Origin of the sequence: Actinomadura sp. KC216, from assembly GCF_004348535.1 — a bacterium.
Taxonomy (GTDB): Bacteria; Actinomycetota; Actinomycetes; order Streptosporangiales; family Streptosporangiaceae; genus Spirillospora.
The window spans coordinates 1-20,956 of record NZ_SMJX01000135.1; the positions used below are offsets into that span (position 1 = coordinate 1).

Consider the following 20,956-nt stretch of genomic DNA (forward strand, 5'->3'; position numbering starts at 1 on the left):
CACCGACCCGGTCCCCGCCACCGCCGCCGCCCCCGGAAAGGCATGACGGAACCTCCAAGGTGCTGTGAACTCGATCAACATCAACTTTACGTATTGATGGTTATGACTTTGACTCTGCGTTAGGCTCGCGTCACTGGGCGCCTCGGAAGGGGCGTGGAGGCGGCGGTGAGAGAGGGCGGGGTCGGTCGGATGGGGCACGGCTCTCGGTGTGAAGGGTGTCATGAAGGGGCCGCTCCGTTCGGGTCTCTCGGGGAACTGGACGGGCTGGCGGACCTCGAGGACGCGGCGCTGGCGGCGGTGTCCGCCGATGACGTGCGGGAGTACCTGCGGCTCAGCCCGCCCGAGCTGGTCCGGGCCGTGCTGGACGTCGTGCGGCTCGGGGGCGGGAAGAAGACGACTCCGGCGGCGGCCGGCCTGGTCCTGCGCACGATGCGGCACGGGGAACCCCGGCGGCGGCACGATCTGCGGTACCTCATCGACCGCGTGTACGTGCACGCGTTCCGGAACGTCGACGGCCTGGACGCCGACGACTGCGTGAAGCTGCTCGGCGCGTCCACGGCCGAGGCCGTGCTGAAGCGGGCGCCGGGGCTGCGGGTCCTGCTGAACTGGGACGCTCCCGAGACGCTCGCGCGGTGGGGGCTGGTGCGCGCCGTCCGGGACGATCGCCCGCTCGCGGCGGTGGCGCTCGGCCTGCTGGCCGCCGAGCCCGAGGAGCGGGCGCCCGGGGCGCGCGCCATGTGGGAGGCGGTCAGGGAACGCCATCCGGAGCTTCCCGCCCGGCCCGCGGGCCTGTTAGAAGTCAGGGAACTCGCCGGGCGGGGGCCGGGGGAGGGGCCGCCCGCGCCCGAGCGGCTCGCCGCCGAGCTGGAGGAGCTGCGCGGACGCTTCCAGGACGCGGCCGGAGCGAGCGACCGCATCGCCGGGCGGTTGCGCGCCGGGCACCGTCCCGAGGACGCGGATCTGGCGCTCGTCCAGCGGGCCGTGGCCGGCTTCGACGGGGTGCGGACGCGGATCGAGGCCCTGCTCCCGGGAGAGCGTCCCGCCGAGCTGGCCGCGCTCGCGGGGGCCGTCCAGGCGGCGGTGGAGGCAGGCCGGAGGGACGGCCGCGTCCGCGCGCTGCGCCGCGTCGAGGGCCCGGAGGTCGTGGCGGGGCTGCTGGCGGAGGTCCGCCGAGCCGCCGGCGAGGCGGTCGAGTCGGGCGAGGGCGACGGGCTGGCCGTCCTCGCCGAGCTCATCGAGGCCCGCCTGGAGGAGCCGCCGCTGCGCGCCCCGGAGCTGGCCGAGCGGGCGCGCGCGGAACTGCCGGGGGCGTGGCACCTCCTCGTCGACATGGCGCTGCTCGGGCAACTCGCGATCCCCGGCGAGGAGGAGCCCGGGGATGCTCCGGAGCCTGAAGCGGTGAAGGTGCCCGCTCCCCGGGAGGCACCGCCGGAGGAGACCGTGCCGGACGAGACCGGCGGTGACGAGCCTCCGCCCCCGCCGTCGGACGAGTCCGAGCTGTCCGAACTTGACGCGTTCATCGAGCAGGCCGTCCCCGAAAAGACCGAGCCCCCGCCGGCTCGGGTGGCCCAGGAGCCCGGCCGTGAAGAGACGGCCGAGGCGGAGGAACCCGTCCAGGAGGCTCCGGAGCATGACGAGGGCGGCCGGGTGCCCGGGGTGGCCGAGGCGGAGGCCGCCGCGCTGCGGGCGGGGCGGTTCGGGCTCGCCGGGTGGTTGCGGCGGGCGGCGGGCCGCCCGGACGCGGAGGTGGACGCGCGGTGGTGCGCGGCGCTCGCGGCCGAGATGGCGGTGTTCGCCGGGCCGCTGTCCGCCGAGTTCGCGGCCGCGTCCCGGGACCTGGACGCCAAGGCGCTCGCCGACGATCCGGCGGGCGGGGTGCTGGCGTGGGCCGCCGCGATCCGCGCCGGGCTGGTGTTCCCGGAGGCGACGCGGCTGGTCGACGCCCTGAACGTCGTCGTGTCCGGCCATCCCGTCCTGAAGGAGTGCGGTGAGGCGTTCGCGCAGGCGGCGCGCGCCGGGGTGTACCTGAGCCCAGGCATGGACGGCTGGATCCGCGGTGCGGCGGGGCTCGCTGAGGCCCGGCGCGAGGCGTCCAGGGAGGCGGCGCGGCTGCTGGAGGAGGCGCCGCACCGCACGATCAAGCTGGCCCGCGCCACCGAGGTGTGGAAGGCGCTGCTGCTCAACGACGGCGCGGTCCGGCGGCTGCTGGAACCGGCGGCGGACGACGACCCGGCGCGGGTGGACGCGGCGATAGCCCGGATCGTCCGGCTGCGCGCCGGGACGGAGATCGACCGCCTGATCGACGAGACCGACAACCGGGTCAACGGCCCCAAGAAGGGCAGGCCGATCATCGCGGGCGCGCGGGCGAAGCTGCACGCCCTGATCGGCGACGCGCTCGACACCGCCTGGCGGTGGGCGACGGCCGTCAAGGAGGCCACCGGGAGCAGGGAGAACGCGGACGCCGCGGCCGGGAGCCGTGACTGGCGGGTCGGGCCGCTGCGGCAGCTCCGCGACACCGTCAGCGGCCGGCGCCGCGAGGCCGACGCCGCGCTCGCCGAGATGGCCGGCGGCGCGGGGGAGGCGGCCGCGGAGGCGGCGCGGTCGCTGCTCGGCGCCGCGTTCGCGCTGCTGGACGGGGCGAGGCTGGCCGAGACCGAGCCGCCCGCCGCCCGCGTCCTCAACGGCGATCTGCTGCCCGCCGCCGAGATCCCGCTCGACCCGCACACGCTGCGGCCGCGCGGCCCGGTCCGGCCGGAGGCGCTCGCGGCCGTCGCGCTCGCCGGGCCGCCCGACTGGGCCGCGGTGTTCGAGGCGCGGGCCGCGCGGCTCGACCACGAGGGCACGCGGGCGGTGGTGGACGTCCTGCGGACGCTCGATCCCGAGGTCGCCGCGCGGCTCGGGGCCCGCCGCGACGACCTGGTCCGGGACGCCCGCGCCGCCCGCGACGAACGGGTCGAGCGCGTCCGCGACCTGATCGCCAAGTCCCGGCGGGACGGGCTCCTCACCGAGGGCCAGGAGCGGGAGGCCGAGGAGACGGTCCGGCTCCGCACCGCCGACCGCCACGACTTCGACCGGATCGGCCGCGACCTCGACGCGCTCCTCGCCCGCATCGAGGAGTGGTGCGCGGCGAGCGCCGCGGCCGAGCGCGCCGCGCTCGCCGCCCGGGCCGGGGACTTCCGCGCGGCGGACGTCCGCCGCGTCGAGCGGCACATCGACGACGGCGACCTCACGACCGCCCGCGAGTTCCTCGCGCAGCTGAAGGCGGGCAAGCAGCTTCCGGAGAAGGTGGAGGACACCGATTTCGCCCGGTTCTATCCCGCGTTCCCCGAGGCGTTCCACCGCCGGTCGCTGCTGACGGGCAAGCGCGCCCGCAAGCAGGAGACCAGCGGCTACATCGACGAGCTCAAGGACGCCCTGATCGCCGGGCGCGGCGTCGCCGACCCGGAGCTGGACGCGCTGCTGACCGGCGCCGGCATCGACATCGCGTCGATGCGGGAGGCGAACCGGCGGGTCGCGGGGGAGGGGCTGCGCAAGTGGCTGAACCTGCGCGAGGGCCGGACGAAGACCGCCGGGAACATGCGCTCGCTGATCGGCGCGATCCTGAAGATGGTCGGGCTGGAGGGCACGCAGGGCGACACCGACACCGGCCCGGACCGGATGTGGATCGCGCTGGACGACGTCCGGCACGTCGGGTCGGTGGACGGGGCGCTGCTGCCCGCGTTCGGGTCGCAGAAGAGCCCGTCGGGGCGGCGGCTGCGGCTGCTGCTGCTGTGGGGGCGGCCCGGCGGCGAGCAGCTCATCGACCTGCTGTCCGGGCAGCCGGAGGGCGAGACCGTGCTCGTGCTGTACTTCGGCGTCCTGTCGGCCGGAGACCGCGAGCGCCTGGGCCGTGCCGCGCGGGGGCGTCCGGCGCCGGTCGCCGGGGTCCTCGACGACGCGGCGGTGGCGTACCTGGCGTGCCGCCCGCAGGACTGGACGGTCACGGTCGCGCTGATGGCGCCGTTCACCGCGACCGACCCCTACACCCCGGCGGGCGACGTCCCGGAGGAGATGTTCTACGGGCGGTCCGAGCAGATCCGCAAGGTCACCGACCGGATGGGCCCCTCGTTCGTGTTCGGCGGGCGGCAGCTCGGCAAGTCGGCGCTGCTGCGCAAGGCCGAGCGGGATCTGGAGAACGACCCGAACCGCACGGTGATCCTGCTGAACGTCCAGACGGTCGGGAAGGTGCGGTCGATCTCGCTGTGGCCCAAGCTCGGCGACCGGCTCGCGAAGGCCGGCGTGATCCGGCCGGGGCAGGCGCGGCGCGAGCAGGTGATCGAGGCGGTGCGGGCGTGGGCGGACGCCGATGTGAACCGGCAGCTGCTGATCCTGCTGGACGAGGCCGACGGCTTCCTCAACATGGACGCCGACCGTGGCCGCTTCGAGGACGTCACCGCGCTGCGCACCCTCATGGAGGACACCGGCCGCCGCGTGAAGGTGGTGTGGGCGGGCCTGCACCAGACCGCCCGCTTCCACGGCCTGCCGAACCAGCCGCTGGCCCAGCTCGGCGACCCCGTCGCGATCGGCCCGCTGGAGCCGCAGGACGCCTTCGACCTGCTGGTGCGGCCCCTGGCCACGCTCGGGTTCGTGTTCCCCGAGACGCTCGCCGCCCGCGTGATCGCCGAGGCGAACAACGCCCCCGCGCTCGTCCAGCTGTTCGCGGCGAAGCTCCTGGCGCGGCTGCGGGAGAGCCCGCGCAGGCTCCCGTATGAGATCACCCGCGAGGACGTGGCGGAGGTGTGGCGCGACCACCGCCTCGTCCGCGGGTTCCAGCGCTGGTTCGAGCTGACGCTCAACCTCGACAAGCGCTACACCGTCATCGCCTACACCGTCGCGCTGCACGCGCTCGGCGACGGCGCCGACGAGACCCTCACCGTCAAGCAGCTCCGCGAGGAGTGCCGGTACTGGTGGGCGAAGGGCTTCGAGGACTGCGGCGGCGACGACTTCCGCAGCCTGCTCGCCGAATGCGTCAACCTCGGCGTCCTCGGCGTGGACGAGGGCCGCTACCGGCTGCGGACCCCGCACATCCTGCGGCTGCTCGGCGGTGTCCGCGAGGTCGAGAACGCGCTGGAGAACGCGGGCGACTTCGAGGACCCCGACCATTTCGACGCGCACTCCTACCGGATGCCGCACCGCGACGGCCCCGAGCGCGCGCCGCTCAGCATCGGGCAGATCACCGGGCTGCTGCGGCCGGGACGGCTCGTCCACGTGGTGGCCGGGTCGGCGGCGCTGCACGCCGAGCGGGTCGTCGCGGCGCTGCGGGCGATGCCGTCCGACCGGCCCGATCTGGAGATCCGGTCCGTCCGGGCGGGGGAGGGGACGTTCGGCGCCGCGGTGCTGCGCGCCCGCCGCCACCCCGGTCACGACGTGATCGTCGTCGACGTGCACGCGGCGCGCGACCGCGGCCAGTTCGAGCGGCGGTTCGCCGAGGCGCGGGCGGCCGTCGCCGACACCTCCGGCGAGGGGACCCTGGCCGTCGTGCTGGTGGCGGGCCCGGCGTCGGCGGCGGCCTGGCTCCACTGCACCGAAGCCGCGGAGGTGGAGCTGGTGCCGCTGCGGCGCTTCGACCCGCCCGCGATCCGCCAGTGGATGCTGGAGGACGCGCTCGGCTACCCCGACGACGCCGGGCAGCGCGACCTCGTCCGCCGCACCGGCGGCTGGCCGGTGCTCGTCGGCCGCGTCGTCACCGGCCTCGCCGGACCGGGCCGCGACCGCGACCAGGTGCTGGAGGGCGTCCTGCGGCACGTCCGCGACAAGCCCGGCATCCTCCTGGACGACGCGGGCGTCCGCGCCGACCCGTGCCTGGCCGCCGCGTGGCGGACGCTCGTCGCCGAGGACGCCCGGGAGACCGCCGAGGACCTCGCCGCCCTCCTCACCCTCTTCGGCGAAGAGGGCACACCCGGCCTGAGACCACCCGACCTCCGCGGACACGGCTACGCCGGAACCCATGACCTGGTCAAGGCGCTGCGCGTGCTCGGCACCCTCGACTCCACCGGCGGCGCGCTGGCCTGCGAGCCCGTCCTCGCCGCCGCGACCCGATGGGAGCAGGGCGCATGACCGCCGCACCCCCGGCCCCGATGCAGGACGCGGTCGCGCCGGTGCTGCGCGCGGTGGCGCTCGCGGTGCTCGAACGGCCGTCCGCCGGCCGGCTCCCGTCCGACCCGGACGTGCTCGTCAAGGAGCACACCCCGATGCTCCTGTCGGCGCTCGCGAGGTTCCCCGCACTGCGCCGCCGCGCCGAAGCCCACCTCACCGGGGCGGGGGACGACACGCGCGCGCTCGCCGCCGTCCTGCTGAACCCCGACGACGGGATCGTCCGGGCCGGGCTCGGGTGGATCGCGCCCGGCCCCGACCGGACGGCCGAACGCGCGCACCGCGACGCCGAGCGCGCCGCCCGCAAGATCGACCGCCTGAAGGCGCGGCTCAGGACGGCCAAGGGACGGCTCGACTACGCGCAGCGGGACGCGCGGGAGGCGGCCCGGCTGCTCGCCGGAACCCGCGAGGCGCTCGCCGAGCAGGAGGAGCGCGCGGACGGCCTGACCCGCCGCCTCGCGATCGAGCACCGCAGGTGGCGGGACCCGCGGGCGCTCGCCGCCGCCCTCCTCGGCGTCCTCGAACGGGCGGGCGCGGCCCGCGGCGAGCATGTGACGGCCGCCGCCCGCGCCGCCGGGACGAGCCCCGAGGAGGTCCTGTCCGTCCTGCGCGCCGTCGTGGACCCGGTGCCGCCGCCCGCCGCCGTCACCGCCGAGCCGGGGCTGCGGGTCGTCCCGCTCGGCGGCGACGACCACATCGGCGGGTCCTGCCTGCTGGTCGAGGCGGGCGGCACCCGCGTCCTGGTCGACGCCGGGCTCCGGCCCGGTGACCGCGCCGCGCCGCCCCGCGACATCGCGCGGGCGCTCGACGGCCCGCTGGACGCGGTGATCGTCACCCACGCCCACAACGACCACTGCGGCTACGTCCCGGCCCTCGCCGCCGGGCGCCCCGGGCTCCGCGTCCTCGCGACGCCGGAGACCGCGGTGCTCATGCCGGTGATGTGGGCCGACACCGCCAAGGTGATGGCGGCCCGGGAACGCGGACGGGCGCGGTGGGGCGGCAGCGGCGGCGTCCTCTACGGGCCGCGCGACGTCGACGCCGCGGCCCGGCGCTGCGAGGAGCTGCCGTTCGGCGTGCCGCGCCGGGTCGGCGCGCTGACCGTGGAGCTGTTCCCTGCCGGGCACATCCTCGGCGCCGCCGGGGTCGTGGTCCGGGCCGGTGACCGGCGCGTCGCCGTCACGGGCGACATCTCCGGGTTCCGGCAGGAGACCGTCGGCGGCTGCGCCGTCCCGGAGTCCGCGCGCGGCGCCGACCTGCTCGTCATGGAGTCGACCTGCTGCGCCGAGGACCACGACGCCCGCGACCTGCGCGTGGACGGGCTCGTCCGGGCCGTCGCCGGGATCTGCGGGGGCGGCGGCCGGGTGCTGATCCCCGCGTTCGCGCTCGGCCGCGCTCAGGAGATCGCGCTGATCCTGCGGCGGCACCTGCCCGAGGTGCCCGTCCGGATCGACGGGATGGCCGCCGACCTCTCCGCCGTGTATGAGTCGCTGGACCCGGCGCTGCGGGTGTTCGAGGGCGCCGCCGCGGTCGCCGACCGTCCCGCCGAGCTGGACGCGTTCCGGACCGGCGTCGTGATCTCCACGTCCGGGATGCTGACCGGCGGGCCCGCCGTCGAGTGGGCGCGGCGGATCCTCCCCGAGCCGGGCGGCGCGGTGATCCTGTCCGGCTACCAGGACGAGGAGTCCCCCGGCCGCGCGCTGCTCGACGCCGCGGGCAGGGGCGGCGGCTTCACCTTCCGCGATCACGACGCCGAGGTCACCGTCCCGGTCCGCGCCCGCGTGGACACCGTGCGCCTGTCGGCCCACGCCGACCGCCGGGGCCTGCTCGGCATCGCCGACGAGATCGCGGCCCGGGAGATCATGCTCGTGCACGGGATTCCCGGACGCCAGCACACCTTCGCCGAGACCCTCCGCGTCCGCGGCCACCGGACGGCCGGCACCCGCGCCTGGCACGCGGCCGCGCCCGCGTGAACGGGGCACGGGAAAGGCACGCGCGCGGACGCCCGAAATCCGCGGGGTGACCCGAAATCTATTCGATCTTCGATTTCGCCTGGAGGCGCTGGGATACCCACCACTATCTGCTAAAGGGGAGGTCGTCACACCGAGGCCGTCGGGAACGGTCTCGTGAGCGCAAAGGAGCAGGTGAGCGCCCTGGTGTCGGTGGTGCTCCCCGGCGGCGGGGGAGCCAGGGCAGATCGGTCCAAACCAGGTTTCAACGGCGAATAATGCCTAAAACTTATTGATCAGATCGTCGATTCGGAGAATGGCGGCGCGGGTATTATGCCCGCGACACAATTCGATACGTCGCCCCGGAGTGCAGATGCGCCTCTCCCGCCACTGTCTCGTCGCTTTCGGCGCGGTGACCTTCGCCGCCGGTTCCATCGCCTGGCCCGCGTCCGCCTCGGCGGCCGCGACGAACTACGTCGCGCTCGGTGATTCCTACTCGTCCGGCACCGGTGCCGGCAGCTACGACCCCGACAGCGGAGCGTGCAAGCGCAGCGCCAACGCCTACGCGAAACTGTGGGCGGCGGCGAACAACGCGTCGCTCAAGTTCGCCGCGTGCTCCGGCGCGACGACCACGACCGTCATCAGCGGCCAGCTCGGCTCGCTCAGCTCGTCCACCACGCTCGTCACCATCACGGTCGGCGGCAACGACGCCGGGTTCTCCGACGTCATGCAGACCTGCGTGCTGAAGTCGGACTCGACCTGCCAGAGCAGGGTGGCGCAGGCCGAGACCTACATGAAGGACACGCTGCCCGGACGCCTCGACTCGGTGTACTCGAAGATCCGCGCCAAGTCGCCGTCCGCCCGCGTCGTCGTGCTCGGCTACCCCCGCCTCTACAAGATCGTCAACGTGTGCGTGGGGCTGAGCAACACCAAGCGCACCGCGCTCAACCGCGCCGCCGACACGCTCGACGGCGTGGTCGCCAAGGCCGCGGGCCGCGCCGGATTCACCTGGTCGGACGTCCGGGACGAGTTCAACGGCCACGAGCTGTGCTCCGGCGACGACTGGCTCAACGCCGTGACGATCCCGATCGAGTCGTCCTACCACCCGACCGCGCGCGGCCACCGCCTCGGCTACCTGCCCGCCCTGACCGGGTCCGCCCGCGCCGCCGTCGAGCAGGACGCCTGACCCCGCGCGCCTATTAGTGATCTACAACGTAAAGGCGCTCACCTGCGGAGCGTTCTGCAGGTGAGCAGGCCGACCGGGACGGGCGCCCAGAACGTGATGGCGCGGAACAGCAGCACGGCCTGCAGCGCCGGTCCGGCGGCGATGCCGAGGGAGGCGAGCGCGGCCACGAGCGCGGCCTCCGTGGAGCCGACGCCGCCGGGCGAGGGGACCGCCGAGCCCGCCGCGGCGCCCACCAGGTAGGCGGCGACGAGCGCGAGGGCGTCGCCGGGGCCCGCACCCGTCCCGGGCACGGCGAGGACGCTGAGCGCGAACGCCAGGCCGAGCACGAGCGTGGTCGCGGCGGACGCGGCGAGGGTGACCGCCAGGTCGCGGGGGCGGCGGCACAGGTCGGCGAACCCGGCGACGGCCCGCCCGACGGCGGCGGAGCGGGCGGCGCGGCGTCCCCACAGCGCGGCGGCGGGCAGGAGGACGCCCACGGCGATGAGCAGCGGGACGGGCGGGACGAGCCCGGCGGCCTGGGCGGCGTGGTGGCCGAGGGCGTCCATGACGCGCCCGTCGCCGCCGCCGAGGCCGAGGACCGCGCCGAGCAGCAGCAGGTCGGCGGGGACGCCCGCGACCTGCAGCACCGCGACGGCGATCGCCGCCCGCGACAGCGGCAGCCCCTGGCATACGAGGTAGCGGGTGTTGACGGCGACGGCGCCGAGCCCGCCGGGCGTGACGCGGTTGGCGGCCGCGGCGGTGAACTGCGTCAGGGTCGTCTCGTAGAGCGGGATGGGCCGTCCGGACGCGCCGCGCAGCGCGACCGCCGAGCAGACGTAGTGCAGCACGGACAGCAGGACGAGCGCGGGCAGGAACTCCCACCGCATCTGCGCCGGTGCCGAGACGGCATCGGCGAGGCCGGACGGGTGCGGCACCGCGCCGGTCAGCAGCGCCGTGAGCGCGGCGGCGATCAGCAGGATTCCGAGGACGGTCCAGCGGGACCCGCGGACCCGTCGGACCAGGGAGGGCGTCGCGGCGGCCCCGCCTCCGGCCCGCTCGCGAGGGCCGGGGAGTTCGGCGGGCGCCGCGCGTTCAGCGCCGGCGGCGATCGTCTCCACACCTCAGTGATCGGCTATTTGGTTGAAGAGTATGCGACCGCGGGGCTTGCGCGATGCGAACGGTGGGGGGACGTTCGCGTCCCCCCGGAGCCTGACATCCGGCAGGAAGATTTCTTGTCGGGCACGCCTCTTTGGTCCACGCAATATATTCTTTTCACACTATGATTAGGCTTGGCTACAGGACGTGACGGTCGGATGGCCGGAGATTGGATGGGACCGGGGGAGAGTGACCACCATGAGCAGCGCTCACCAGCGGCTGGGCGAACGCATCAGGGACTTCCGGGTCAGCCGGGCCGCGCGGCGGCCGTGGCCGGCCAAGGCGCCGGGCGGCCGCGCGATCGTGCTGACCTGTAGCGACTATCTCGCGATCGCCGAGCATCCGGCGATCGCCGACGCCATGATCGCCAGCCTCCGGTCGGCGGAGGGCGCGGCGGCGATGCCGGGGCCGTGCCTGCCCGACGACCACCCGCAGATCCTTCTCGGCGCCGAGTTCGCCCGGCACATGGGTGCCCGCGCCGGGGTGCTGTGCCCGTCGGGCTGGGCGGCCAACACCGGGCTGCTGCAGGTGGTCGCCGGTCCGGACGTCCCCGTCTACCTGGACGTCCTGGCGCACATGTCGCTGTGGGAGGGCGCGCGCGCCGCGGGCGCCGAGCTGGCGTACTTCCGCCACAACGACCTCGCGCACCTGCGCCGCCGGATCGAGGTGGGCGGCTCCGGGGTGATCGTCGCCGACGCCGTCTACAGCACCGACGGGACGGTGGCCCCGCTGCACGGCCTGGTCGAGATCGCCGAGGAGTTCGGCTGCCTCCTGGTCGTGGACGAGTCGCACGCGCTCGGCACGCACGGCAGGCGCGGGGAGGGCCTCGTCGCCGCGCTCGGCCTGACCGGGCGCGTCGACTTCCGCACCGCGAGCCTGGCGAAGGCGCTGCCCGGGCGCGCCGGGCTGATCGCCTGCGACCGTCCCGGCTTCGCGGACTACTTCACCCACACCGCGCTCCCGGCCGTGTTCAGCTCGACGCTGCTGCCGCACGACATCGCGGGCCTCGCGGCGGCGCTGAAGGTCGTCCGGGAGGAGAACCGCCGCCGCGACCGGCTGCACGCCGTCACCCGCCGCCTCCGGGACGGGCTCACCGACCTCGGCCACCGGCTCGTCGAGTCGGACACGCCGATCATCGCGCTGGAGAAGGACTCGGAGGCCGAGGCGACGCTCCTGCGGGACGCGCTCGTCACCCGCGGGATCTACACCGCGGCCCTGTTCCCGCCGGCGGCGTCGGTGGGGCGCACCCTGGTGCGCCTGTCCGCGCACGCGGGGCTGAGCGACGGCGACGCCCGCCGGATCCTCTCGGTGTTCGCGCAGCTCCGCGACCCGGTGGAGGCCCCGTCCCGCACGGGCCGGGCCGGCCGCTCCCGCCACAACGCGGGCCGCTCCTGACGGCGCGGGGTCAGGCGGCGGGCTGGTAGCGGTCGTCGCGGGTCTGGGCGCCGATGTAGCGGAGCATGCTGCGCAGGGCCCAGTGGTTGATGCCGGTGGGCATCATGCGGTAGCCGTGCCGGTGCGCCATCGCGAGGGCGCCGAACCGGGCCTGGTCGAGGACGCTCCAGGGGATGTCGAAGCGGTCGCGGACGATCGCGGGCAGGCAGCCGAAGGTGATGAGCCGCAGCGGGCGCTCGATGACGAGGCGTCCGGCGCGGTCGAGGCGGGGGCCGCCGACGGGCAGGAGCGTGACCGTGTCGGACCCGTGCTTGGCGATCTCCAGTGCGCGTGCGGCGGCGGGGGTGAGTTCGAGCCGCTCGGCGCAGACGTGCCAGAACTTGGACTGGAACGCGGCGTAGTCGGCGGGCACGGGGCGCATGCTGACGCCGTAGCGGGAGTACCAGGTGACGGTCTCGGCGTACATCCGCTCGTGGTCCTCGGCGGTGAGGGTGCCGGGGTGGAAGGTCTCGGCGGCCTTGAATATCTCCCAGGTGAAGGTGGCGTGCGCCCACCAGAACGTCTCGGGTTCGAGGGCGTGGTAGCGGCGGGCGTGCTCGTCCACGCCGCCGATGGTGCGGTGCAGGTCGCGGATGCTGCGGGCGCGGGGTCCGCCGTCCGGGGCGAGGATCGTCGCCCATATCTGCGGGACGGACCGGTGGATCCGGTCGAACGGCGCGTCGAAGAACGCGGAGTGCTCGCCGACGCCCGCGCCGATGGCGGGGTGCATGAGCTGCATGAGCCCGGCGGCGGCGCCGGGCAGCAGCGAGCGCAGGTCGGCGGCGTGCCGCCAGAGGAGCGTGCCGGGCCCGAGCGGTGCGCGGGCGGCGCCACGGGGAGCGTTCGGATCGGCGCTGCCGACCGCCGGGTGCGGTGAGGGGGCGGGCATCGCACCTCCCGGGAAGTGACCACTTACACCCAGCCTAGCCGCGATGAGACAAGAGTCAACATTTGTCGCACGGCTCGGTGAGCCACCCGGCATTTCTTGGAGGGGACCTCAACCCCGGTTACGGGTCGTGCGGCCGGAGGCGCCCAGCGCCGGAGGCCGCACGACACGGCGGCCCAGGCGACCGGAGCGACGCCCCACACGCCCGCACAGGCACGAAAGACCGTTACGGCGGCGTGAGGATCGCCTGCGCCGTGACGGGGGTTCCAGGGGGTCGTCCCCCTGGGCTAGCCAGCCATCTCCTCGGCCAATGCGGTGGTGAAGGCGTCGACGTCGGTCTCGGTGGTGTCGAAGGAGCACACCCAGCGGACCTCTCCGGTCCGGTCGTCCCAGGTGTAGAAGGGGAACCGTTTGCGCAGCCGCTCCGCGGCGCCCTTCGGGATCATCGCGAACACCGCGTTGGATTCCACGGCCTGCGTGATCTCGACGCCGGGGACGGTGCGGGCGGCGGCCTCCAGGCGGCGGGCCATGGCGTTGGCGTGGGTGGCGTTGCGCAGCCACAGGTCGCCGTCCAGCAGCGCGGCGAGCTGCGCGGACACGTACCGCATCTTGGACGCCAGCTGCATGCTCGACTTGCGCAGGTAGGCGACGCCGCGCACCGCGTCGGGGTTCAGGACGACGATCGCCTCGCCGAGCAGCAGCCCGTTCTTGGTGCCGCCGAACGACAGGACGTCCACGCCCGCGTCGGTGGTGAGCGCGCGCAGCGGCACGCCGAGCGAGGCGGCGGCGTTGGCGATCCGCGCGCCGTCCATGTGCACGGACATGCCGCGCTCGCGGGCGGCGGCGGCGACCGCCGCGGTCTCCTCCGGGGTGTAGACGGTGCCGAGCTCGGTGCTCTGGGTGATCGACACGACGGCGGGCTGCCGCCGCTGGATGTTGCCGAACCCGGTGGCGTGCGCCTCGATCAGCTCGGGCGTCAGCTTGCCGTCGGGGGTCGGGACCGTGACGAGCTTCAGGCCCGCGATCTTCTCGGACGCGCCACACTCGTCGGTGTTGATGTGCGCGGACTCCGGGCAGACGACCGAGCTCCACCGCTCCGACATGGCCTGCAGCGACACGACGTTCGCGCCGGTCCCGTTGAACATCGGGAACACCTCGGCGCGCGGGCCGAAGTGCCGGCGGACGATCTCGCGGAGCCGGGCGGTGACGGCGTCGTCGCCGTAGGCGGGCTGGTGCCCGTCGTTGACGGTGGCCAGCGCCGCGAGGATGTCGGGGTGGACGCTCGCCTGGTTGTCGCTCGCGAACCCCCGCGCGGCGGTGGTTCGGGGGGTGCCGGTGGTGCTGTCGTTCGGCGGCTGGGTCATGTGATCATTGTCCAGGACGTCCGGGCGCGAGGCCCGGCCCGGGCCGGGTCACGCGGGACGGTCGGTGATGTTCTGCACCGGTGCGGGAGTGCCCTCGGTCGGAGGGTCGGCGGCGCGGAGGGGGATGCGGGAGCGCATGGCGTCCAGGTCGTCGCCGAGCCGGGCCATGCTGGACTGCAGGTCGCGCCACAGCCCGGACCGCTGCTCCAGCTGCGCGATCTTGGTGCGCAGGTCGCCGATGCGGCGCTCGGCGGAATCCAGCCGGGCGCCGTTGCCCGCGGTGTCGCGGCCGGTGCGGATCAGGCTGGTGGCGACGGCGGCCAGGTCGCGCTCGGTGTCGTCCATCCGCTCGTCGATGCGCGGCAGCAGCCGGTCGTTGAGCTGGCCGACCAGCGAGTCGAGGTCGGCGCGGACCCGGCGCAGCTCGGCGTCCTGGTCGCGGACGGTGTCTTCGAGTATCTTGAGGCGTTCGGTGAGGGCGGGAAGGAGCCGCCCGAGTTCCGCCGACCGTTCCAGATCCCGCCCGAGTCTGACGAGAAGGCCCACGCCCTCGCGCAGCTGTCGCTCCGCCTCGGCGGCGGCGCGGCGGACGAGACCCGGGATCACGGTCATGGCGCTCCCTCCAGGGGGCGGGTTCGGATGGAATCTCCCTAAACTCTAGGCGAACCGCCCATGAACATTTTGTGGACCGCGGCGTTTATTTCGGCGCCCCGGCGGGTTTTCGATCAGCCTCGGTCCGGGTCCGCTCGGCGGGTGTCGGCGCCCCGCAGGTGCACAGGCCGCGGCTGACGATGAGCAGGGCCCGTTCGGCGGTGTAGTCCGCCCGGTCGAGGGCCGGCCGGACACGGTGACAGGTCAGGCAGAGCATGCGTTCTTCGTCCTCCCGTGAAGCCCGGGGGGCCACCCGGTCTCCGTACGGCCGTCCGGGAGACGCCCCCCCGCGTCCCCCGGACGACGGCGGCCGCACGTGAGCCGCCACATCACGCGGCCCCGGCTCCGCGCCCGGCGCGCGCTCCCCCCGGACGCGCGCGCCGGACAGCGGAACCTCTGGAACAGCCCCTTCGGCTTCCAGCGCCGATTACAGTAAGCGCTCCCACGTTGCATGCACGTTGCGATCACTCTGTCACTCACCGTGCCGGAGTTGAGCGCGAGAGAATCTCAGGAGAACGGTTGCGCCGCCTCGCGGATGGGCCGATCCTCAGACACGCCAGGTTCTCTCCGGGGGAAAGGACTGCTGGTATGCAGAATGTGTTGGCCGTCCGGCCGGCGATCTCCGAGTCGTGGCGCCGGTCCGAGAGCGCCGGCGTCGACGCGGGCGTGCGGGAGGCGCCGCTGGTGTTCGACCGCGACGTCGTCGCCGACGCCCGGCAGGCGCATCCGCTCGACCCGCATCTGCCGATGCTGGAGGGCCTGCTGCGCAACGTCGCCGACGAGACCGAGCACCTGATGGTGATCACCGACGACGCCGGGCACGTGCTGTGGACGCAGGGCCCGCCCGGGGTGCGCCGCGACGCCGACCGGATCGGGCTGACCGAGGGGTTCCGCTGGTCGGAGGACAGCGTCGGCACCAACGGGATCGGCCTGGCCCTCGCCACCGGGCGGCCCGAGTTCGTGTACGCGGCCGAGCACGTCGCGCACGTCCTGCACCGCTGGTCGTGCGCCGCCGCCCCGATCACCGACCCCGACTCGGAACAGGTGGTCGGCTGCATCGACGTGAGCGCGACCGTGGAGACGCTGCATCCGGCGACCGTCGCGCTCGTCGGCGCGGCGGCCCGGCTGGCCGAGTCGCGGCTGGAGAACGAGATGCGGCAGCGGGACGAGCTGCTCCGCGAGCGGCTCCTGCCGCACCTGCGGGGGCTGCGCGAGCCCGGTGTCCTGGTCACCGCGACCGGCCGGATCATCGGCGCCGGTCCCGGCGAGCCGGGCCTGGCCGGATGGCGCGGGCGGCGCGTGCCCGTACCCGAGTCCGGCGGGACGGTCGCGCTGCCCGACGGCCGCGCCGCGGTCGCCGAACCGCTCGGCGAGGCGTTCCTGCTGCGCCCGCCCGCCGTCCGCGCGCGGCGCCGCCAGGGCGCGCCGCCCGCGGGAGCCCGGTCGCCGGGACGCGCCCCCGCCGCGTCCGGTGCCCTCTCCGGTTCCCCGCCCGCCGCCGGTGAGGGGCCGCTGCTGGCGCTGTCGTTCCTCGGCGACGGCCGCCCGCACGCCCGCCTCGACGGCGGGCCGCTGACGCTGTCGCTGCGGCACGCCGAGATCCTCGCGCTGCTCGCCCTGCACCCGCGCGGCCTGACCGGTGACCGGCTGGCGTTCTACCTCTACGGCGACGACGGCAGCCCCGCGACCGTCCGGCCGGAGATCCACCGGCTCCGCCAGCAGTTCGGCGACATCGTCCGCGCGCGGCCCTACCGGCTCGACTGCGCGGTCGAGGCCGACTTCCTCACCGTCCGGCGGCTGCTGGACGACGGCGACGTCGCCGGGGCCGTGCGGCTCTACACCGGCGAGCTGCTGCCCGGCTCGGACGCGCCCGCCATCAGCGCCGAACGCGACGAGCTGGCCGTGCGGCTCCGGCGGCAGGCGCTCGACCGGGGCGGCGCCGACGCGCTGTGGACCTACGCGCAGACCGAGCCCGGCCGCTGCGACCTGGAGGCCCTGGAGCGGCTCAGCGCCGTCCTGCCGCCCGGGGACTCGCGGCTCGCGGCCGTCGCGTCCCGCAGCGACCGCCTCCTCAACGACGACCTCTAGCGGCCCCCTGGGCGGCGGGTCAGGGGGAGACGCCCGCGTTGATGAGGTGCTCGCGGTCGTTGTAGGTGACGGCGCGCAGCCCGGAGGAGCCGTCGTGCCGCCACCGGGTCACCGACGCGTTCGCGATCGGCGTCTTCTCGATCTCCAGGACCTCCCGCTCCGACAGGCCCTCCACCAGGTAGCGGGTCATCACCACGATCGCGTCGTGCGCGACGACCAGCACCCGCCCGCCGGGCGCCTCGGCCTCCAGGTCGCGGTAGAAGCTGCGTAGCCGCAGCGCGAGATCGGCCCACGACTCGCCGCCGGGCGGCCGGTAGTAGAACTTCCCGAGGCGGCGCAGCCGGTCGGCCTCGGCGGGGAAGCGGCGGCGGACGCCGAGCTCGGTGAGTCCCTCCAGCACGCCCTGCTCGCGGTCGCGGATCCGCTCGTCCACCCGAACGCGCAGGCCGTCCGGGTCCTGCGGCGCCGCGTAGGTCGTCTGCGCGAGGGCGATCTTCGCGGTGTCGAGGGTGCGCAGGTAGGGCGACGCGACGACCAGCGTTGGGCGCTCGTCCTCGGGGAGCGCGGCGAGCCAGCGGCCGAGCGTCGCCGCCTGCGCGCGGCCGGTGTCCGACAGCGGCACGTCGGCGTCCCGCTCCGGGATCCCGGCCTCCTCGGCGTCGGTGCCGAGCAACTCCCGGTACGCGACGTTGCCGGTGCTCTCACCATGCCGGGTCAGGGTCAGCCACTGCAGCGCGTTCACCCCCGCCATGCTGCCACGCCGCCGGAGTGCCCCCTACCGATTCCGGGTGCTCTACAGCCGGTAGTACTCTTTTGCCCGTGACGGACGTGCTGACCATCGCGATCATCGTGGTGGCGCTGCTGGTCGCCGCGTACTCCGTGGTGACGGCGCTGCGCAACCGGGCGATGGACGCCGCTCATCTCGTCGCGCTCGGCGTCCTGGAGGTGCTGCTGATCGCGCAGGCGGTCACCGGGTTCGTGAAGCTCTCCGGGGACGAGGGCCCGGACGCGTCCGTGACGTTCGTCGGCTACCTGCTCGGCATCCTGCTGATCCCGCTCGCGGGCGCGGGCTGGGGCCTGCTGGAGCGCACCCGCTGGGGCTCGGCGGTGATCGTCGTCGCCGGGGTGGCCGTCGCGGTCATGGTCGTCCGGCTCGACCAGCTGTGGAGCGGACGTGGCTGACGGCCAGGCCCACGACGGCGCCCGCGCCGACGACGGCGCCCGCGCCGACGACGCCGCCGTCACCGGCGACGCCGCCGTTGCGGACGGCCGGGCCCGTGCGGACGACGGCGCCCGCGCCGGCGCCGAGATCCGCACGGGCGGTGCGGGCCGTCCCGGCGCCGGCTCCAGCACCGGCGGCGGGCCGGGACGGCTTCTGGTCGCCGTCTACGCGGTCTTCGCGCTCGCGGCCGGCGCGCGGGCGGGCGTGCAGATCGCCACCCGGTTCTCCGACGCGCCGGTCGCGTACGCGCTGTCGGCGTTCGCCGCCGCCGTCTACGTTCTGGCGACGGTCGCGCTGGCGCGGGGCGGGCGGACGTCGTTCAAGGTCGCCGTCGCCGCGTGCTCCGTCGAGCTGGCCGGGGTGCTGGTGGTGGGCGCGCTCAGCGTCGCCGACTCCGCGGCGTTCCCCGACGAGACCGTCTGGTCCGGGTTCGGGCGCGGCTACGGGTTCGTGCCGCTGGTGCTGCCGGTCGCGGGCCTGCTGTGGTTGCGCCGCACCGCCCGCCAGGGTGGCGGGCCCGTAGCGGGCGGTGGGCGCCCTGTGGGCGGCGGCGAGTGAGCCCTCCGGCCACAGGTGTCGGGTGACCATCACGGTCAGGCGGCCGTGATGCCGGCCGCGGGCGGGGTGAGCCGGCCGCCGATCGGCAGCGCGCGGACGGCGGCCCTGGCGATCGCCTCGATCTCGTCGGGGGAGTAGTCGGCGGACGGGTTGCGGCTCATCCAGCGGACCAGCCGCAGCGGCGGCGCGAACACGATGCCGTCCGCGGTGAACGGCGTCCGGACGAGGTGGCCGCCGTGCACGGCCAGCACCGGTGTCACCTTCACGGGCACCTCCGCGACCCGTGAGATCAGCTCGGCGGCGGCGTCGGCCCGCGCGGTCAGCCCGCCCACCAGCTTCGACTGGGTCCGGCCGTCGATGAACAGCCGGCCGCCGTGGTGGGACACCTCCGCGTCGGGATGCCAGGCCTCGTTGTGCACCAGCCACACGCCGCCCGGCCCGACCACGAGCTCGTCGGCCGGCCCGTGCTCGGGGACGACCCGCCCGTACAGCACCCGGTACCCGCGCCTCTCCAGCGTGTGGCGCAGCACCCGGTTCATCTGCTCCTCGCCGCGCAGCCCGCGCCGCCACACGCTGGACGCGTGATGCACTCGCCAATGCACGAACGTGTCCGCGGCCGCGATCAGCAACGCCATCACGATTCCGAATACCGCGTTGACCAGCAGCCCGCACAGGAGCAGCGCCGCGACCGCCAGAATTGCGCGGGTCCGCAATCTACCCTTTCGGCCGCGCTGCCACAGCTCTTCGTATACCGCCTGAGGTGAACCGCCGGTGAACGCCGCCCTGTCCCTCAGATAGATCGAGCTGCCGATCATGACGAGACCTCCCAGCACCCTGCTATGACGTCCTCATTATGTGGATACCCGCCCTATTGCCGCTACAGTTCACACGGTGACGTAAATCAAACGCGGAAGCAACTTCCAGCCTTGAAAGCATTGCCTACCTGGACTTTTAGCGGGGTTGTGCGGTCGAATCCCGGGAAAACATCAGATGGCCCCATGTGAATGGCTGAAAGGCTCGGTGCAACTATCACCGCAACGCACAGAGCCTTTTTCGTTCCGGTGGCATTCTTCGCATGGGCGATTACGCAACGGCACGGTCCGGCGCCGGGAGTGACCGCCCGGCGTGACCGCCCGGGGAGCCCGCCTGGGGAGGGGGCGTCCGGGAGGGCAGACTGGGGCGGTGCACATCGACGCCGCCGAGAGCCTTCCCGCCGGCCGCGCCGTCCCCGCCCTCCGCGCCGCTCTGGACGGTCACGGCGCGGCGGTGCTGGCGGCCCCGCCCGGCACCGGGAAGACCACCCTCGTCCCGCTCGCGCTCGCCGGGCTCGCGCTCGGCGGCGCCGCGCCCGCCGCCGGGAAGGTCCTGGTCCTGGAGCCGCGGCGGCTCGCGGCGCGGGCCGCCGCCCGCCGCATGGCCTGGCTCCTCGGCGAGCGCGTCGGCGAGCGGGTCGGCGTCACCGTCCGCGGCGAGACGCGTCCCGGCAGCGCGGTGGATGTCGTCACGACCGGCGTCGTCCTGCAGCGCCTCCAGTCGGAGCCGGACCTCGACGGCGTCGGCACCGTGATTCTGGACGAATGCCACGAGCGGCATCTGGACGCCGACACAGCGCTGGCGTTCCTCCTCGACGTCCGCGCGACGCTCCGGCCCGACCTGCGCCTGGTCGCCGCGTCCGCGACCGCCGACACCGGCCCGTGGGCGCGCCTCCTGGGCGACGCCCCGGTCGTGGAGACCGATGCCGCGCTGCATCCGGTGGAGACGGTGTGGGCGCCGCCGCCGCGTCCCGTCCCGCCGCCGCATGGTATGCGCGTCGACCCGGCGTTCCTCGCGCACGTCGCCGCCACGGCCCGCCGTGCCCTGGCCGAGCGCGGCGGCGACGTCCTGTGCTTCCTGCCCGGCGCCGGCGAGATCGCCCGCGTCGCCGGGCTGCTCGGCGACGTGCCCGCCGATGTCGTGCAGGTCCACGGGCAGGCGCCGCGGGAGGTGCAGGACGCGGTGCTGGCCCCGGTGTCCCGGCGGCGGATCGTGCTCGCCACGTCGGTCGCCGAGTCGAGCCTCACCGTCCCCGGCGTCCGGACGGTCGTGGACTCCGGCCTCGCCCGCGAACCCCGCACCGACCACGCCCGCGGGCTCGGCGCGCTCACCACCGTCCGGGCGTCGCGCGCCACCGCCGCCCAGCGCGCGGGCCGCGCCGGGCGGGAGGCGCCCGGCGCGGTCTACCGCTGCTGGACGCGGGGCGAGCACGACCGGCTGCCCGCCCGGCCCCGTCCCGAGATCGAGCTGGCCGACCTCACCGGCTTCGCGCTCCAGGCCGCCTGCTGGGGCGACCCCGGCGCGTCCGGCCTCGCCCTGCCC

General features: G+C 75.0%; 14 protein-coding genes. 8 read left to right on the plus strand and 6 right to left on the minus strand.

Features of this window, described 5'->3' with window-relative positions; all coding sequences use genetic code 11:
* Positions 1–297: 297 nt before the first annotated feature.
* The 3 genes from E1264_RS22920 (at position 298) to E1264_RS22930 (ending at position 9,264) form a co-directional block, all read left to right on the plus strand.
* Complete coding sequence (locus tag E1264_RS22920; protein WP_132176806.1) at positions 298–6,096, plus strand: hypothetical protein; 5,799 nt, start codon at positions 298–300, stop codon at positions 6,094–6,096.
* The gene (locus E1264_RS22925; protein WP_132176808.1) at positions 6,093–8,102 is read left to right on the plus strand and encodes an MBL fold metallo-hydrolase; all 2,010 of its coding nucleotides are present in this window, start codon (positions 6,093–6,095) and stop codon (positions 8,100–8,102) included. Before E1264_RS22920 ends, E1264_RS22925 begins: the two co-directional genes overlap by 4 nt.
* A 349-nt stretch (positions 8,103–8,451) precedes the next feature.
* The gene (locus tag E1264_RS22930) at positions 8,452–9,264 is read left to right on the plus strand and encodes an SGNH/GDSL hydrolase family protein (protein WP_132176810.1); all 813 of its coding nucleotides are present in this window, start codon (positions 8,452–8,454) and stop codon (positions 9,262–9,264) included.
* A 38-nt stretch (positions 9,265–9,302) separates the two neighbouring features.
* Here the strand turns inward: E1264_RS22930 and E1264_RS22935 are convergent, their stop codons facing one another.
* Positions 9,303–10,361 carry a lysylphosphatidylglycerol synthase transmembrane domain-containing protein gene (locus E1264_RS22935; RefSeq protein ID WP_132176812.1) on the minus strand — a complete coding sequence of 353 codons (1,059 nt, stop codon included), beginning with the start codon at positions 10,359–10,361 and terminating at the stop codon, positions 9,303–9,305.
* A gap of 235 nt (positions 10,362–10,596) precedes the next feature.
* Between E1264_RS22935 and E1264_RS22940 the strand changes: the two genes are divergently transcribed.
* Positions 10,597–11,793 (plus strand): aminotransferase class I/II-fold pyridoxal phosphate-dependent enzyme, encoded by a 1,197-nt coding sequence (locus E1264_RS22940; protein WP_132176814.1) that lies wholly within the window; start codon positions 10,597–10,599, stop codon positions 11,791–11,793.
* A 10-nt stretch (positions 11,794–11,803) separates the two neighbouring features.
* On the opposite strand, the gene E1264_RS22945 is transcribed toward E1264_RS22940, so the two are convergent.
* The 3 genes from E1264_RS22945 to E1264_RS22955 form a co-directional block, all read right to left on the minus strand.
* The gene (locus tag E1264_RS22945) at positions 11,804–12,721 is read right to left on the minus strand and encodes an oxygenase MpaB family protein (protein ID WP_132176816.1); all 918 of its coding nucleotides are present in this window, start codon (positions 12,719–12,721) and stop codon (positions 11,804–11,806) included.
* Positions 12,722–13,005: 284 nt separating this feature from the next.
* Positions 13,006–14,082: a low specificity L-threonine aldolase gene (locus tag E1264_RS22950; protein WP_132176818.1), complete on the minus strand. Its 1,077-nt coding sequence runs from the start codon at positions 14,080–14,082 to the stop codon at positions 13,006–13,008.
* A 48-nt stretch (positions 14,083–14,130) separates the two neighbouring features.
* A complete protein-coding gene (locus tag E1264_RS22955) occupies positions 14,131–14,694 on the minus strand; it encodes a hypothetical protein (RefSeq protein ID WP_132176820.1) in 564 nt (187 codons plus the stop codon).
* Between the two features lie 627 nt (positions 14,695–15,321).
* Here E1264_RS22955 and E1264_RS22960 point away from each other — a divergent pair.
* Positions 15,322–16,821, plus strand: a complete 1,500-nt coding sequence (locus E1264_RS22960; RefSeq protein WP_132176822.1) for a helix-turn-helix domain-containing protein — start codon at positions 15,322–15,324, stop codon at positions 16,819–16,821.
* Positions 16,822–16,840: 19 nt separating this feature from the next.
* Here E1264_RS22960 and E1264_RS22965 read toward each other — a convergent pair whose 3' ends face one another.
* On the minus strand, positions 16,841–17,572 hold the full coding sequence (locus E1264_RS22965) for a histidine phosphatase family protein (protein WP_132176824.1): 732 nt from the start codon (positions 17,570–17,572) through the stop codon (positions 16,841–16,843).
* 68 nt (positions 17,573–17,640) lie between these two features.
* Here E1264_RS22965 and E1264_RS22970 point away from each other — a divergent pair, with 68 nt between their 5' ends.
* On the plus strand, positions 17,641–18,003 hold the full coding sequence (locus E1264_RS22970; RefSeq protein ID WP_132176826.1) for a hypothetical protein: 363 nt from the start codon (positions 17,641–17,643) through the stop codon (positions 18,001–18,003).
* Positions 18,004–18,130: 127 nt separating this feature from the next.
* A complete protein-coding gene (locus tag E1264_RS22975; protein WP_132176828.1) occupies positions 18,131–18,601 on the plus strand; it encodes a hypothetical protein in 471 nt (156 codons plus the stop codon).
* Between the two features lie 35 nt (positions 18,602–18,636).
* Here E1264_RS22975 and E1264_RS22980 read toward each other — a convergent pair whose 3' ends face one another.
* Positions 18,637–19,314 (minus strand): nuclease-related domain-containing protein, encoded by a 678-nt coding sequence (locus tag E1264_RS22980; protein WP_243711107.1) that lies wholly within the window; start codon positions 19,312–19,314, stop codon positions 18,637–18,639.
* 469 nt (positions 19,315–19,783) lie between these two features.
* Between E1264_RS22980 and E1264_RS22985 the strand changes: the two genes are divergently transcribed.
* The coding region (locus tag E1264_RS22985; protein WP_165964319.1) for a helicase-related protein at positions 19,784–20,956 on the plus strand (1,173 nt) is incomplete at its 3' end.